Source organism: Emticicia fontis, assembly GCF_054779675.1.
Genome location: NZ_BAAGXU010000037.1, coordinates 168,508 through 184,517, shown reverse-complemented (window position 1 = coordinate 184,517; position 16,010 = coordinate 168,508). Strand labels below are relative to the sequence as shown.

Below are 16,010 nucleotides of genomic sequence, written 5' to 3'. Positions count from 1 at the left end.
CGGCTTAACATTCAGTAGCACTGAGCGCCAGACCTGCCTGTGAAGTCTCTTTATATTTTTTTGACATGTCTTTTCCGGTAGCACGCATTACTTTAATTACACTATCTAAGGAGATTTTCTGATAGCCTGTATTACCAGATGAGGCCAGCAAATAGGCATTATATGCCTTGATGGCCCCCATGGCGTTGCGCTCGATACATGGTATCTGCACGTAGCCGCCGATAGGGTCGCAAGTCATGCCTAAATGGTGTTCAATGGCAATCTCGGCAGCGGCTTCTACGGTTTCTATTGAGCGTCCGGCACAATAGGTGAGCATAGCCGCAGCCATTGCAGAAGCAGAGCCAATTTCACCCATGCAACCCATTTCGGCACCTGAGATACTGGCGTTATGCTTTATGAGGAAACCAACAGCCGCAGCAGCCAGCATTCCCTCTCTTAACTTCTGCTTGTCATAATGGTAATGATTACGAAGCAGATAAGTTATTCCGGGAATTACTCCTGAGGCACCCGAAGTAGGGGCCGTGACTACAATATTCCCCGCAGCGTTTTCTTCTGAGGCAGCCATGCAGTAGGCATTCAGAAAGACCATAAAACTGTCGGTAGCAGACGCGTGGCTTTTGGCCTGCTCAAACAAAACCGGAGCCTTTCTTCTGAGTTTGATAGTCCCTGGTAGAACGCCTTTATGACGCAAACCCCTTTTAACTGCTTTGTGCATGGTTTCGAGAATATCATCTATTTTCTGATAGATTTCTTTACGACTCAGGCTTGTTAAAGCGATTTCGTTAGCAATCATTAAGTCGGTTAAAGAGAGTTTATGTTTTACCATTTGCTCCATTAATTCGTCCATTGTAGAAAAAGGATAGGCAGGCACCTTAGTGATCGCTTGTGCATCTTCTCCTTTCCGTTGGATGAATCCCCCTCCTACTGAATAATATTCTTCTTCAAGAATGATTGTTCCATTGCTAATTAGCTGAAAAACTAAAGTATTGGGATGTGGAGAATCATAGCGCCCTCTTTCAAATAAAATGCTTTTGGCTCTTAAAGTAATGGGCCTGCCATGAATGGCTATGGGATAGGCATCTTCAGGATTTTTCAGAAGAGCCGTGAAGGCATTGGGTTCGCAGGTATCTGGCAACCAGCCCAATAATCCTGCAATTACCGCTCTATCAGTACCATGACCTTTTCCGGTGGCACTTAATGAACCATATAAATGAATCTTTATTTGAAGAGGTTCTGTCAGTAACGAATCAGGCACGGCATGGGCTCGTTGCAGGAAATCATAAGCAGCCTTCATAGGCCCGATAGTATGCGAACTTGACGGACCGGGGCCAATTTTGAATAAATCAAAAATGGAAGTCGTAATGGGTGCTTTAAGCATTGTCGTAGATGAAGTTAATTCTTTCACGAATTAATACCATTTCCCACAAATCACCAAAATCAGTTCATTCTTTTATTTCCCAATCATATCGGTCGGACGCCCGCGTAGTGCACTCCAGGTATCGTCAATTGCAATTTGCGTTACTGCCTGTAATCCGGCCAGTTCCAGTGCTTTCCAGACCGTTTCTCTTTTTATATAGCTTTTGATTTTTCCGGTTCCTTTCGGGTAACAAGCCCAGAACAGGCAATCGTATTTGCCTGCGTCTTTTACCTGTGCGCACAGGGTTTCGAGTTCATCTTGTTTCGAGGCAAACACCTGTACGAAATCATACTTTTTACCTGCTTCCGCGCTGGTATCGTACGCTATATCTTTCAGGATTGTGGTATATTCAGCAGGAGCATTTACGATGAGTAAAGCCCCTGTATCGTTCAATCTGAGTTTTTTAAAAATAGCGACTGCGTCCATTGTATCTTACGGTTTTTGACCTAAACTAAACCAATTGCCTGAATCATCTTTAAAAAGGGCTTCAATTCCATAGAATTCTTCTTTAGGTGCTTTGGTAAATTCCACACCTTTGGCTTTCAGTTCTTCGTAAGTAGCATAAATATCATTGCATTGAAAAACGGCATAGCCGAAAGTCCCCCTTTTTACCAGTTTTTTCATTTGTTCAGCCGATTCATCGTCGAACATCATTCCTGAGATAATGGGCATGAGTGTAATTTCTATATCAGGCTGCTCTGGAGTGGTTACTGTCAGCCAGCGCGCACCCGGCCCCATTGGTGCATCGGTAGCTACCTGAAAGCCCAGTTTGTTTACATAGAAATCGTAGGCACTATCCTGATCCAGAACATAGATACTTACGTGAGAAATTTTTGAAATCATTGTCGTGTTGGTTTAAAATGTTTCTACAAACTTCGACATTCCATCAGGAAACGACTTCTTCAAAATTGCTATTTTGCTTCCAGCCTTTGGCTTCTGCAAAACAACCGGGTATATACCTTAAAGGGTTTACTAAAATCTCAGATTGCCTCTGTAGCTGCTCTTGTTGATAGATTGATGGCGTTTTGCCGACACTTCTCTTGAATAATCCTGTAAATGAACTCACACTGTCAAACCCAACGCCATAGCAAACATCTGCTACCGGAATAGCTGTTTTTAACAATCCTTTGGCTTTCTCAATCCTGACATAAGTTAAGTATTGATGGGGAGTTTTGCCATACGTATTCTTGAAAAGCCGGATAAAATGGAATTTCGAGAAAAAAGCTTCATCGGCAATATCATTCAAATCGAGGTTTTCCTGATAATGCTTATCAATAAAGAGCTTCGCCTGTACAATTCTGCGATAGAGATATACTTTGGGGTATTGGGTTGGCATGGGGCTAGCTTTAAAATGCTCAATTCCCTGCCTTTTGATAACTCCAACCTTCTTCCTGTTTCAGCACAGTTTCAGCAATGGCTGAGGGCACAAAAGAGCCACTTGGTAATATATCTGAATCTACCAGTTTGTAGCGTTTCATAGTATTGCGGCACACGGCAAACACTACACCATCTTTTTGTAGTTTTTCAATTTGTGCCGCATAAGGCGATGAATCTTTTTTGATGAAACCAATGGCTGGGCCATGAATCAATACTTCTACCTGCGTACCTGGTAATTCTTTCCATAAATTTCTTATCTGACGCATCATGGTACTTTGGGCTGTTGTATCAGCAGTATTTATGTCTATTAATAGCTTATGCGCTTTACCTTGTGCATAGCTGTTTGAAAAGGTTAAAAGCATCATTCCTAATGCTAAGGCAAAAATCTGAATGAGAGTTTTCATACTGTATTTGGTTTAATTTGGTTTAATTTGTTCTGACTTGTGTTTACTTCCCTTTCTCATACCACTCCTTAATTGGTTTGAATGGGCCGTATTTATGCTGTTGTTCGCTGAATGAATCACTGTAAGGGCCAAAAGGATGATCTATTGGCTTTTTAGCTATATCAGGCCAGTCGGCGCTTAAATCTTTTGCCGGGCGAGGCATTGAATTGACAAATGCTGCTACATCCCAGGCCTCTTCATCACTTAGCTTAGGTTTTTCGTAGGTTGTGCCCAGCGGCATATTATATTTCACATATCCGGCAAACATCGATAATCGGAATAAACCTGCGCCCGAATTATAACTATGCTCACCCCACAATGGCGGATAGGTATAAGTTTTGCCATCTGCTGCCAGAATTCCTTGTCCACCGGATTGATGACAGGATTGGCAGTTTTTCTCGTAAACTAGCCTCCCTTTCTCTGGGTCTGCGGCTCTAGCCAGATATTTTACTTTAAAAATACCTGTTCCTTTAGGAGATACCTTTTTCGGCACATCAGTACCCAGCCATTTGATATAAGACTTTATCGACTGCATTTCATAGCTTGTCGAATCTAATGCTTTGCCATTCAGGCTTCTTTCCAGACAATCATTTACGCGCTTTACGATACTTTCTTTTGAACCCGACCTTGCCCGGAATCTTGGGTAAGTAGAATACACAGCAAAGTAATTGTTTCCCCAGGGTTGTGTACCTGCCTGCAAATGACAGTTCTGGCAGTTCATGCCATTCGATATTTGTCTGACACTTCCGTTTGGACCAAGGTATTGGGCAGTATGCGCAATCAGGTTGCGGCCATATAGTATCTTTTCCTTTTCTTCTTTTGTTAGTCTATCCATTCGCCAGTCAGAGGGGGCTGTCCAGAGGCTTACAAAATTTGTATCAATTTTAATAAATTTATTCTCATTTGCAGATAAATTTGAAGTAGATTCAGAACCGGGGAAAAAGCTTATGAGCAATAGTCCAAGAATCAGAAAAGCCAGTATTGAAACTATCAGGACAATCCATTTCAGACTTCCAAGGATTGTTTCAATAGTTTTGTCTGTTGGCTTTTGTTCTGATGAAGACATTCGCTATAGGGTTTGTTTTCTTTATGCAAAGTACACAATTTCCTTTAATCAATTTCAACACCAAATAATGAAATTTCTCAAAACAATCATCTTCACACTGCTTATCCCTTGTATTGGCTTTGCACAACAATATATCAGAGTCAATCAATTAGGATATTTACCCAAGAGCATCAAAGTGGCAGTTCTATTATCGAAAGAAAATACGCCCATCCATTCTTTTGAAATCAGAGACGCCTTGACAGACAAGACTGTTTTTACTTCTAATAAAGTACAATCCCAAGGCGCATTTGGCAATTTCTTGGCTTCTTATCGACTGGATTTCTCAGCTTTTCAGAAAGTCGGAGCTTATTATATCTATCTGCCCAAAGCTGAATCTGTTAAATTCAGAATAGCGAATGATGTATATGCCGGAACGGCCGATTTCCTGCTGAAATATATGCGTCAGCAAAGGTGTGGGTATAATCCTTTTCTGAAAGACTCCTGTCATACCCAGGATGGTTTTATCGTCTATCATCCTGATGCCAAGAAAGATTCAACACATATCAATGTTGTAGGTGGCTGGCACGATGCCTCTGATTATCTGCAATATACTACTACCACTGCCAATGCTATCTACCAGATGTTATTAGCATATCAGCATAACCCTGCGGCCTTTAAAGATGCCTATAATGCCAACGGGCAGGATGGTGCTAATGGCATACCAGATATTCTGGATGAAGTCAAATGGGGCATTGACTGGCTTTTACGGATGAATCCGGCGTATGGAGAAATGTATAACCAGATTGCCGATGACCGTGACCACTCAGGATTACGATTGCCTACGCAGGACGTAGCCAATTATGGTAAAGGCAAAATGCGACCTGTTTACTTTTGCACAGGCAAGCCACAAGGCGCTTTTCAGTATAAAAGCAGGGCGACAGGTATCGCCTCTACGGCCGGAAAATATGCTTCAACCTTTGCGCTAGGCTCAAAAATCTTACAGAAATATTATCCTGATTATGCCAGTAACCTGAAAACTAAGGCGATTGAGGCTTATGATTGGGGAAAGAAAAATCCGGGCGCTTGTCAGACAGCGCCATGCAAAGCACCTTATTTCTATGAAGAAGATAACTGGACGGATGATATGGAACTGGCTGGGGCAGAATTAGCCAAACTCACCGCCGACAAAGCTTATCTAAAAGATGCAGTAGATTTCAGCAAAGAAGAAACTATTACACCTTGGATGGTTAATGACACTGCCCGACATTACCAATGGTATCCGTTTATGAACGCGGGGCATTATCAGGTGGCCAATCAGTCTGCAGATAAGCAGACCTATAAAAACTATTATGAGAAAGGCTTACAGGCGATACTGGACAGAGGGAAAAAGAATCCTTTTCTGAATGGGATTCCGTTTATCTGGTGTTCTAATAATCTGGTAACTGCCACACTTACGCAAATTAATCTCTACAGAAAAATAGGTGGACAAGGCTTTGAAGACATGGAAGCCGCCTTGCGGGATTGGTTATTTGGCTGTAATCCGTGGGGAACAACCATGATTGTGGGTTTGCCATTGACAGGAGATTCACCGGAAGACCCGCATTCTTCTTTGAGTATTAAGTATAATTATAAAATTGATGGGGGTTTGGTTGATGGTCCTGTAAGAAATTCTATTTTCTCGGGTCTGAAATATGTCAATCTTCGGTTTCCTGACGAATATGCCGATTTCCAATCGACTATGGCCGTGTATCATGATGATTTTGGAGATTATTCCACGAATGAACCTACCATGGATGGCACAGCTTCTTTGACTTATTATTTTTCGACTTTAGAAACGGCTGTTGCTGCAAACCCTAATGCTCCGAAATTAAACATGACTAAAGGAGCTATTACCCGTTTCAATCCGCAACAAAAAGTTATTCGTCTGGCTTTTACCGGGCATGATACATATGAAGGCGGACAGACGATTAGAAATACACTTAAGAAAAATGCCATAAAGGCTTCTTTCTTCTTCACAGGAGACTTTTACAGAAATCCTGAAACCAAATCATTAATTAAAAACCTACAAGCCGATGGGCATTATTTAGGTGGACATTCAGACAAACATCTGCTATATAATGACTGGACTAAGCGTGATTCTTTATTGGTAAGCCGAGAAGAATTTGAAAACGATTTGAAAGCCAATTATGAAGCAATGGCAGAATTTGGAATTAGCAAAGATAAAGCACCATATTTTATGCCGCCTTATGAATGGTATAATGAGGCTATAGCTGAATGGACAAAAGCATCAGGTTTACAATTGATTAATTTCACTTCCGGAACAGGTTCTAACCGTGATTATACTTACCCTGAAATGGGGGCAAGATATGCCAGCAATCAAACTATTATGAACGATATTCTGAAATACGAAGCCAATGCCAAAGATAAACTGAATGGCTTTGTATTACTCCTGCACCTAGGCACTGACCCACGAAGGAAAGAGAAGTTTTATAATAGATTAGGTGAATTGATTAAAGTATTGAAAAAGAAAGGTTATAAATTTGAGCGCTTATAATATTAATTTTATTAAGAACTGTTTCAGTATTTAGACTGTTCTGAATTCATTATATACACCTAAAACTCTTTGATTATGGCTTTACAAGTTGGCGACCATGCACCGGATTTCAAATTATATGATAGTGATAAAAAGGAAGTAAACCTTTCTGATTATAGAGGTAAAAATTTAGTGGTATTATTCTTCCCACTGGCATTTACGAGTGTATGTACGGCAGAACTTTGCCAGATACGCGACGATATAGCTACGTATTCTAGATTGAATACTGATGTAGTTGGCATTTCGGTAGATTCGCTTTATACTTTGGCCAAATTTAAAGAAGACCAAAAACTACCTTTCATCTTGCTATCAGATTTCAATAAAGAGGTTTCTCAGGCTTTTGATTCACTCTATGAAACTTTTGCTTATGGTATGCGTGGAGTATCTAAACGCTCGGCATTTGTACTCGATAAAGAGGGGATTATCCGTTATGCAGAAGTTTTGGAGAAAGCGAGTGAGGTACCTGATTTTGTAGCAATTAAAAGTACTTTGGAGAGTTTATAAATACTACTGTACTTTTTGATATAGTATCCCCCTTTTGCATAGGCAAGAGGGGGATTTTATTTTTAGTCCTGAAAACCACCTACGATACCATTGACAATGGAAACGATAAATCCGAAAATCAAAGGTTGCAAGAACCCATCTACACGGAAGCCCGGTACTAAATAGGCACAGATGTAAACAACGAATACGTTTACAACCAGGTAGAAGAATCCTAGAGTCAAGATAGTAATCGGCAAAGAGAGTAGTTGAAGGATGGGTTTAACGAAAGTATTAAGGATACTCATTACAAAGGCTACAATCACTGCGGTTGTAAAAGTATCAACATAGATTTTACTTAAAATAGCAGGCATAAAATATACTGCGGCACCGCAGCATATCAAACGAATGATATAATTGAGCATAGTAAAAAGTCCTCCTTCCCCACAGGAGATCAGGTTTAGAGTTAGCACTGGCATTCCCTCCTGGGGCAGCCTTTACGGGCGAGGGGTATGCCTTTTGATCAAAACATCGAGTACTTCATCGAACTCGTAGTTTTTCTGTTCTAAAAGTACTAAATAATGGTAGAATAAATCAGCAGCCTCGCCTAAAAATAATTCTTTATTATCATCTTTAGCCTCTATCACCAGTTCTACTGCCTCCTCACCTACTTTTTGTGCTACTTTATTGATGCCTTTTCTGAACAAATGGCTAGTATACGACTCATCCGTAGGGTTTTGTTTTCTACCCTTGATTACCTCACGCAGATGATTGACAAACAAAATCTTTTTATAATCAGCGCTATTGACCTCGTTAAAGCAGGTATCAGCTCCTGTATGGCAAGTAGGGCCATCAGGTGAAGCATGAATCAGAATCGTGTCTCCGTCGCAATCGATAAGAATTTCTTTTACGTGCAAAAAATTATTTGAAGTCTCTCCTTTGGTCCAGAGTCTTTGCTTACTTCTGCTGAAAAACGTTACAATATTTTCCTGTTGGGTTTTTTCGTAGGCTTCGGCATTCATATAGCCTAGCATTAATACTTTGCCAGTCTGATAATCCTGTATAATGGCAGGTACGAGCCCGTCAGGTGATTTTTCAAAATCAATTTTCATATCTATTCCATCCGTAATTTTCCACAAAAGTACAGATGTTCAAAAACTATTAACTATAAAAACCTGAAAAATTGCATACAAACATCATTGTTTCTAGAATTCGTTTCATTCATGAAAAAAAATCAAAAAAATATTATCTGCCAAAAAACTTATAATCAATCACTTATACAAATACGCAAAAAAAATATTGATTTTTTTTCGGTTAGGGCTTGACATATATAAAAACTCCTGCTACCTTTGCAGTCCCATTCAACACCAAATGAATAGGACAAGCGGAAGTAGCTCAGTTGGTAGAGCGTAACCTTGCCAAGGTTAAGGTCGCGAGTTCGAGACTCGTCTTCCGCTCTGAAAAGTTCAGCACCCTTCAAAAGGTGCTTTTTTTTTCAAAAATGCACCATCCGCCGGGGTGGTGGAACTGGTAGACACGCAGGACTTAAAATCCTGTGAGCCGAAACGCTCGTACGGGTTCGATTCCCGTCCCCGGTACCTCTAATTAGTTGATAATCAGCGAGTTATGCAGAAATTGTGTAACTCGCTTTTTTGTTTATTTTATATTGGTACAACATAGGTACAACAATTTTAGATAGAATTTCGGCCTTAAAATTCCTATTTCTCTTTATCCTTGTTTTAAGATATGAAGCTTCTCCGGTCACATTTAATATATCTCTCTTTTATTATAACAACTTATAATGCTAAACTATATCCATTTTTTATCGACAAGATAAGTTATTGCAACATGAAAGAGTCCTCACTGATTTGAGAAAGTTCAACACTCCAAATCCTTCTCTATTAATCCATTAATTCAAAGACTTTAATTTATTTCAAGTATAGCTTCACATTTTCTTCAAATTATAATTCCAAGAAATAAATAAACTAAATTATTTTTCTAACTTTAGCCTCATTATCCAACCTACTAGAATATCAATGGCTGTAATTAGAATCCTTTCCATTAAAAACTTCAGATGTATAAAAGAATTAAGATGGTTTCCTCAAATGGGCATAAATTGTTTAATTGGTCCTGGTGATACAGGAAAATCAACTATTCTTGATGCAATTGATTACTGCATAGGCGCAAAAAGAAATCTGATTATTTCAGATACTGATTTCTATAATTCAAATATCCACGAGCCAATTCAAATAACAATTACTTTAGGCTTGCTTGAAGATAATTTAATGGAATTGGATTTATATGGTTTATATTTAAGAGGGTATGATGCGTCTCAGAAAAAGATAATTGATGAACCGGGCAAAGGAGTAGAAACTGTTCTCACATTACGATTAGTTATTGAATCAGACCTTGAGCCGCAATGGTCGTTAATTTCCAAGAGAGCGATAGAACTTGACCAAAGTAGAAATTTGAATTGGAAAGACAGACTAGACATCTCGCCAGCAAGATTAGGTGTTTATACTGACAATCATCTTGGTTGGAAAAGAGGCTCAATACTTCATAAGCTATCTGAAGATAAAATTGACACTTCAACTGCATTAACAGATATATCCAGAGAACTTAGGGAGAAATTTGGTAGTCAAGCAAACGAACAGCTTGAAAATACCTTGTCAATTGTTAATTCAATCGCAAACGAATTAGGGATAAGTATAGGGAGCAGCGTACAAGCTCAAATTGATTCAAATTCACTCTCATTAAATAACGGGACTATTTCCCTACATGATGAAAATAACATACCACTAAATAAATTAGGACTTGGTTCTATCCGAATGCTAATTACAAAATTGCAAAGGATGATTTCTAAAAGTTCATCAATTATTCTAATTGATGAACTTGAATATGGCCTTGAACCACATAGAATCTTAATGTTACTAAAAACCCTTAGACCTAAGGAAAATTCCAACATTCAAGTTTTTATTACAACACACTCTCCTGTTGTTGTACGCGAATTATCAGGTAATGAACTCATGATTACACGACGAACTAAATCCTCGCATACAATAATAAAGGCAGGCAATGAAGATTTAATTCAGGGTACTATTAGAATATACGCAGAGGCACTACTTTCACCTAAAATTTTGGTTTGTGAGGGCGCAAGTGAAGTTGGGTTGATTAAGGGAGTTGATGCCTATTATTATCAAACCAATGAAGAATCTATTTTATCCTACGGAACAACTCTAATTGATGGTGGAGGGGATTCTGCTCTTAAAAGGGCTTTAGCCCTTCAATCTTTAGGATATAAAGTTGCTTTATTTAGAGATTGTGATGTTAAGATTGATGAGGAAAAAGAAGAAGAATTTAAGGGAAATAACGGGACCATAATTACTTGGAGAGATGGAAACTGTTTAGAAGATGAGTTATTTCTTGGGTTGCAACCTAAAGATGTTATAGAAATAATAGATCTCGCAATAGAGAAATTTGAAGAATCCACTATAAATGAAAATATAAAATCTACTTCAGGGAATAAATTAGATTTAGAAAAAGTACGCAAAGAATACTCTCAAACAGGAAAACTTTCAGAAGAAACTAGAAAGTTGCTTAGTAAATCGTCAAGAAATAAAAATAGCAAAAAAAGCTGGTATAAATCAATTAGTATGATGGTAAATGTAGGATTAGTAATCATTGGACCTAATTTAAAAGAGTCAGAGCCATCATTATCGAATGTCATTGATAATCTTATTAATTGGGCAAAAAATGGCTGATTCTGAATTAAATATCTCCCATATAAAAAGAGGATTAATTGTTGCACCAGCAGGATGCGGTAAGACTCAATTTATTACTGATACACTTAGCAAATATGATGAAAAAAAACCAATCCTTATTTTGACTCATACTAATGCAGGTGTTGCAGCATTAAGAAACAGAATGAATAAAGCCGGTGTATGTAATAAAAAGTATAGAATCGCAACAATAGACGGATGGGCGATAAAACTCATAACTACATTTCCAAAGACTTCCAAACTTGATTTAAATGAGCTTAAAAAAGAAAAACCGAACTATACTCTAATTCGAAGATCTGCCCATTCAATGTTAAAAGAAGGGCATTTTTATGATATTTTAGGTGCAAATTATTCAAAATTAATTGTTGATGAATGTCAAGACTGTTCAAAGTACCAACTTGGAATCATTTATCGTATCAGTTTTTCAATGCCAACTATTTTACTTGGTGATGAACTGCAAGCTATATTTGATTTTGGGCCAGGAGAGGATCCATTAGCGGATTGGGTAAAGCATGTTTTAGAGCATTTCCCATTAGAATATGAATTAAAAAAACCATGGAGATGGATTAATTCTGGCACAGCACCGTTAGGGGAATGGCTACTTGGTATTCGAGAAGATTTAAAAAACAATAAGGGTATAGATCTAAGGAAGGTACCTGAGAATATAACATGGATAAGACTGGATAATCTTCCAACAGACAGAGACAAATTACTTAAGGCATGTAATATTAACCCAAGTGAGGAAGGTAATATTCTTATAATTGGAGATAGCCGATTTCCAAAATCTCAACAGGAATTTGCAAGGGATATTTTTGGAGCAAGCACTGTTGAAAGTGTAAACCTTTCCGATCTGGTAGTTTTTGCATCAAACCTAAAGTTAAACTCTAGTAATGCATTAGTTAAAATATTAGAATTTGCTCAATCTATCATGACAAAAATCGAGGTAAAGAAATTTCTATCTAGGATAGAAACACTTAAATCCGGAAAAGCAAGAGTTGAAGCAAATAACCCTGAGATCGCTGCTCTTAAATTTTTAAAAACTCCCTCCTTTGCTAACCTATATGAATTATTTGTTGAGCTGCGAAAAACGGAAGGTTGCAGAATTTATCGACCAGAAATTTATAGATACTGCATAAATGCTCTAAGTTCTAGTCATGCCGATTTAACATTTTCTGACTCAGTAATTCGAATTAGAGAGAATAATAGATTTTTTGGAAGATCGTTGCCTAAAAAAGCAGTTGGAAGTACGCTATTGCTAAAGGGATTAGAGTCAGAGGTTGTAATTATTCTGAATGCCGATGTATTAAATTTTAAAAATTTATATGTTGCTCTAACTAGAGGATCAAAAAGTATAATTGTTTGTTCGAAAGAACCAATAATAGGCAAAAAATGATATTAGAACTTATATAATTTCAAAATTGATATTATATAAGTTTTGAAATTAGACATTAATTAATATCTTTAATTAATACTGTTTTTATCTTTAAAGTATCGTAACTCTAATTCCATTTTATCTTTTTCTAATTTTAGTTTCTCAACTTCTAATTTAAGTCTTTCAATCTCAAGTTGCTGCACAGTTGTATCATAATTATGATTTTGAACTCCATGATTGACTCCTATAGCACCATTGCATTGGTCAAAAAAATTATTGACTCTCTCACCAAAACTCAGAATATCTAAGGCAGATACTTCTAACTGTTCTGCAATTTGTTGTAATCGAGAATCTGAAATATCAGTCTTTCCCCTTTCTATATCACCATAAGCTCTAAGGGATATTTTTAACATTTCTGCTAAGTTTTCCTGAGAATATCCCTTCAGTAATCGAATACCCCTAATTTTATCGCCAGTAGTCATTGTCATGTTCGTAATAAAATATGAAGTTTCGCTTCACAAAATGTGAAGTCATTAACAAAAGTAATAAAAATGAAATGCTTTAACTTGCAGTCTATAAAGAATCTTTTCTACTTTAATTTTTGGCAAAAAATCCTTGTGTCAGCAATGAATAATATATTTGAAACTGATATTCAATTTGATGATTTATCAATCCTAAAAACTATTATCGGCAAAAGTAATATAAAGAATTTGTCGTCAAATAACGATTGCGATTGCGCAGGTTATACATCCACTTCAACCCAAGATGATCGTGATACCAATCAAATCGCCTCATCTGTTGGTCAAACCAATTGATGAAAAATATTATTACGCTGTTAACTGTGCCTTTCCAAGTTCATTAAGGATTCTGAACAAGGCACAAAAGGCTATACTTACTGCTGTTGACAATCAAAGCAGCATATCTTCGCTTTCAAATAAGCTTGGTATTCAATCTGATGTATTGGAAAGATTTTTCAAACTCCTTGCTGAAACAGAAATTATTCGATTTGACAATCACTTTACTAGTCCTCAAAAACCTACTTCACCAAAATCATTAAATTTTTGGGTTCATATAACCAACCAATGTAATTTGACATGCGGTTACTGTTATATCTCGACTTTGAATGCAACCGAAGGCATGCTCTCTGCCACTCAAACCCAATTACTTAATAAACTGGTTGAAACAGTAATCCGAAGAAAAATAACAAATATCAAGTTAAGGTTAGCAGGTGGAGAACCATTAATCCAATTCAAAACTTGGAAGTCATTTATTGTAGAGGCGAAGGCCAGACTAAAAACTTTGGATTGTGACTTCGTTATATCATTTATTACGAACTTGACAGTACTAAATGAGGATATAATAACTTTCTCTAAAGCACACGACATTCGCTTCGGGGTCTCTTTGGATGGATTAAACCAATATAACGATGCAACACGCAAGTTCCGCAACGGTTTAGGTTCCTTCAACCTGATTGATGGTAATATTCGCAAGTTATTAGCTAATAATATTCCTGTTTCTGTCAACACAGTGGTTAATAATCATAATCTGGAAGGCTTGCCTGGCCTGACACGTTATTTAATTGATTTGGATATACCCTTCCGATACTCCATCGTCAAAGGAGAGGCTGTTAATGCTGAGTTACTTGAACGATACCTGACAGAGGCTTACGTACTCATGGGAGACGCTGTACAGGTCGGATGGTCGTTTTCCAATCGGCATCAATTCTGTGACCTCAAACCTAATGAATTAGGCTTTCAGACTTGTGCTTCTGGCTTTTCTGGCGGTGCTATCTATATTGATGGTTCATTCAACTACTGTCATGTTCATTTTGGCGACCCTTTACAACATACTTTTTCCATTTTTGATGAAGACTTGGACATGGTGGATATGCTAGAACGAGGTAGCCATTATGAAGACATGAAATCGGCCGATTGTTCTTTATGCAAATATAAGTCGATTTGTACGAGTGGTTGTCCTGTTTATCGGATTAATGGGAAAGACCCTCAATGTTCTATTTATCATAAATTTATTCCATTAATTTATGAGCTTCAAGCAAGGGAGCGGTTGAAATTGCTCCAGGATTATAAGATGATAGAAGTCTAAATATAGCTAATCATATCTCTTCTATTGCTAAAGCGGCAGGTGTTTCTTGGAAATCTTTCTTTCTGTTCTGGCTCTTTTAGTTTCCATTTGCGCTTTATACATTCAACGTGTCCATAACGAGAAATCAATCAAGCCATTAGGACAGATTGATGTAATTGATAGTAAAACACAAATAGGCATTTACATCCAAAATAACGGGGTTGGCCCTCTAATTATTGATAAACTCATTTTCACAAAGAATGGCACACAATTTACCGCAATTAAAGATTGCCTAACCCTAGATCCAAAAATGTACTGGCATGTAGAAATTACGAATACTGTGAAAAAGGTAGTAGCATCTAATTTGAATTTTATCGTTTTTGAGAAGAATATTGAAGGTCTATCCAATTATGCGAAAGAGGACATCCGAAAGCAACTTACTCCGATATTATTGAAGGTAATTTATCGGGATATTTACGGCAATAAATTCAGCCATGAAAGAAATCTGAATTGGTTTTCTAGACACATGAGCTAGATAAAAACAAATAAAATAATTTACGGTTTGTCTTCCAAATTTTAGTAGAAGAACGGAGCCTATAGTTGAGAAAAGCAGTAATCAGCAAAAGTTTTCACCAACCAGGATTATAAGCAAAAAATAACTTGAAAATAGTTAATTTCCAGTAAATCACCCAATATATGCTCCTTTAGATATTTGATTTTTCTCCAACTAAAAATATCTTACTTTTTTGTTGTAATGTGTAACATTACATGTTACAATTGTACTATGATTCAATCTATCAGGCATAAAGGCTTGTTGCTTTATTATGAAACGGGAAATGGCTCGAAACTGCCAGCCCCGTTTTTGCGAAAAATCAACCGCATTCTTGACCAGTTAGATGCTATTTCGTCAGTAGATGATATTCAGCAGATGGGGCAAGGCATACATAAGTTATCAGGCGATTTGTCTGAATTTTGGTCTGTAAAAGTAACGCCTAATTTTCGCATCATTTTCAGGTTTGAAGAGGGCGATATTTTAGACGTTGATTATATTGATTATCACTAAAAGGAGGAAACCATGTTAAAACGGAACTTACCACCAGTTCATCCTGGGGAAATCTTACGGGAAGATTATATAAATGAGAGAGGCTTAACTATTACCGAGGTAGCTAAAGGTTTAGGTGTTGCCCGTGCTAATCTGTCGGCTATTCTTAACCAGCGGGCAGGGATAAGCCCTGAAATGGCGGTTAAGTTATCAGAAGCATTTGGCAATACTACCCAATTTTGGGTAAATTTGCAGAAAAACTATGAAGTATGGCATGCTGAACGGAAGGTAAACCGTCAGGCTATACAGCATTTTTTGTTACCAGCTACATGAGTAATAGTATAACCCAATTGAGTTTTTTAAATTTGTAAAGCCCAGCC

At 37.6% G+C, this 16,010-nt stretch carries 17 protein-coding genes and 2 tRNA genes; 10 read left to right on the top strand and 9 right to left on the bottom strand.

Going from position 1 to position 16,010, the window contains the following annotated elements; all coding sequences use genetic code 11:
- Positions 1–4: 4 nt before the first annotated feature.
- The 6 genes from ACYVFA_RS16610 to ACYVFA_RS16585 all read right to left on the bottom strand — a co-directional run bounded on the left by ACYVFA_RS16610 (position 5) and on the right by ACYVFA_RS16585 (position 4,303).
- On the bottom strand, positions 5–1,378 hold the full coding sequence (locus ACYVFA_RS16610) for a serine dehydratase alpha family protein (RefSeq protein WP_460472967.1): 1,374 nt from the start codon (positions 1,376–1,378) through the stop codon (positions 5–7).
- A 72-nt stretch (positions 1,379–1,450) separates the two neighbouring features.
- Entirely contained in the window at positions 1,451–1,843 is a 393-nt protein-coding gene (locus ACYVFA_RS16605; RefSeq protein ID WP_460472966.1) for a hypothetical protein, read from the bottom strand.
- Between the two features lie 6 nt (positions 1,844–1,849).
- Positions 1,850–2,260 (bottom strand): VOC family protein, encoded by a 411-nt coding sequence (locus tag ACYVFA_RS16600; RefSeq protein ID WP_460472965.1) that lies wholly within the window; start codon positions 2,258–2,260, stop codon positions 1,850–1,852.
- A gap of 43 nt (positions 2,261–2,303) precedes the next feature.
- The gene (locus tag ACYVFA_RS16595; protein WP_460472964.1) at positions 2,304–2,753 is read right to left on the bottom strand and encodes an AraC family transcriptional regulator; all 450 of its coding nucleotides are present in this window, start codon (positions 2,751–2,753) and stop codon (positions 2,304–2,306) included.
- A gap of 19 nt (positions 2,754–2,772) precedes the next feature.
- Positions 2,773–3,198 (bottom strand): DsrE family protein, encoded by a 426-nt coding sequence (locus ACYVFA_RS16590; RefSeq protein WP_460472963.1) that lies wholly within the window; start codon positions 3,196–3,198, stop codon positions 2,773–2,775.
- A gap of 43 nt (positions 3,199–3,241) precedes the next feature.
- Complete coding sequence (locus ACYVFA_RS16585; RefSeq protein WP_460472962.1) at positions 3,242–4,303, bottom strand: c-type cytochrome; 1,062 nt, start codon at positions 4,301–4,303, stop codon at positions 3,242–3,244.
- A gap of 67 nt (positions 4,304–4,370) precedes the next feature.
- Between ACYVFA_RS16585 and ACYVFA_RS16580 the strand changes: the two genes are divergently transcribed.
- Positions 4,371–6,836 (top strand): glycoside hydrolase family 9 protein, encoded by a 2,466-nt coding sequence (locus ACYVFA_RS16580; protein ID WP_460472961.1) that lies wholly within the window; start codon positions 4,371–4,373, stop codon positions 6,834–6,836.
- A gap of 75 nt (positions 6,837–6,911) precedes the next feature.
- A complete protein-coding gene (locus ACYVFA_RS16575; protein WP_460472960.1) occupies positions 6,912–7,379 on the top strand; it encodes a thioredoxin domain-containing protein in 468 nt (155 codons plus the stop codon).
- Between the two features lie 62 nt (positions 7,380–7,441).
- Here the strand turns inward: ACYVFA_RS16575 and ACYVFA_RS16570 are convergent, their stop codons facing one another.
- The gene (locus ACYVFA_RS16570; RefSeq protein ID WP_460472959.1) at positions 7,442–7,834 is read right to left on the bottom strand and encodes a phage holin family protein; all 393 of its coding nucleotides are present in this window, start codon (positions 7,832–7,834) and stop codon (positions 7,442–7,444) included.
- Positions 7,835–7,852: 18 nt separating this feature from the next.
- Positions 7,853–8,473 carry a bifunctional phosphoribosyl-AMP cyclohydrolase/phosphoribosyl-ATP diphosphatase HisIE gene (gene hisIE / locus ACYVFA_RS16565; RefSeq protein ID WP_460473546.1) on the bottom strand — a complete coding sequence of 207 codons (621 nt, stop codon included), beginning with the start codon at positions 8,471–8,473 and terminating at the stop codon, positions 7,853–7,855.
- Between the two features lie 266 nt (positions 8,474–8,739).
- Between hisIE and ACYVFA_RS16560 the strand changes: the two genes are divergently transcribed.
- The 4 genes from ACYVFA_RS16560 to ACYVFA_RS16545 all read left to right on the top strand — a co-directional run bounded on the left by ACYVFA_RS16560 (position 8,740) and on the right by ACYVFA_RS16545 (position 12,527).
- Positions 8,740–8,812 (top strand) — tRNA-Gly (locus tag ACYVFA_RS16560).
- 55 nt (positions 8,813–8,867) lie between these two features.
- Positions 8,868–8,953 (top strand) — tRNA-Leu (locus ACYVFA_RS16555).
- A 438-nt stretch (positions 8,954–9,391) separates the two neighbouring features.
- Entirely contained in the window at positions 9,392–11,116 is a 1,725-nt protein-coding gene (locus ACYVFA_RS16550) for an ATP-dependent nuclease (protein WP_460472958.1), read from the top strand.
- Complete coding sequence (locus tag ACYVFA_RS16545) at positions 11,109–12,527, top strand: DEAD/DEAH box helicase family protein (protein ID WP_460472957.1); 1,419 nt, start codon at positions 11,109–11,111, stop codon at positions 12,525–12,527. Before ACYVFA_RS16550 ends, ACYVFA_RS16545 begins: the two co-directional genes overlap by 8 nt.
- 68 nt (positions 12,528–12,595) lie before the next feature.
- Here ACYVFA_RS16545 and ACYVFA_RS16540 read toward each other — a convergent pair whose 3' ends face one another.
- On the bottom strand, positions 12,596–12,988 hold the full coding sequence (locus ACYVFA_RS16540) for a helix-turn-helix domain-containing protein (RefSeq protein WP_460472956.1): 393 nt from the start codon (positions 12,986–12,988) through the stop codon (positions 12,596–12,598).
- A gap of 289 nt (positions 12,989–13,277) precedes the next feature.
- On the opposite strand from ACYVFA_RS16540, the gene ACYVFA_RS16535 reads away from it, so the two are divergent.
- The 4 genes from ACYVFA_RS16535 to ACYVFA_RS16520 all read left to right on the top strand — a co-directional run bounded on the left by ACYVFA_RS16535 (position 13,278) and on the right by ACYVFA_RS16520 (position 15,963).
- A complete protein-coding gene (locus tag ACYVFA_RS16535) occupies positions 13,278–14,609 on the top strand; it encodes a radical SAM protein (protein ID WP_460472955.1) in 1,332 nt (443 codons plus the stop codon).
- Between the two features lie 46 nt (positions 14,610–14,655).
- Complete coding sequence (locus tag ACYVFA_RS16530) at positions 14,656–15,123, top strand: hypothetical protein (protein WP_460472954.1); 468 nt, start codon at positions 14,656–14,658, stop codon at positions 15,121–15,123.
- Positions 15,124–15,372: 249 nt separating this feature from the next.
- Complete coding sequence (locus ACYVFA_RS16525; protein ID WP_460472953.1) at positions 15,373–15,651, top strand: type II toxin-antitoxin system RelE/ParE family toxin; 279 nt, start codon at positions 15,373–15,375, stop codon at positions 15,649–15,651.
- 12 nt (positions 15,652–15,663) lie between these two features.
- Positions 15,664–15,963 carry a helix-turn-helix transcriptional regulator gene (locus ACYVFA_RS16520; protein ID WP_460472952.1) on the top strand — a complete coding sequence of 100 codons (300 nt, stop codon included), beginning with the start codon at positions 15,664–15,666 and terminating at the stop codon, positions 15,961–15,963.
- The last annotated feature ends 47 nt before the right edge of the window (positions 15,964–16,010 follow it).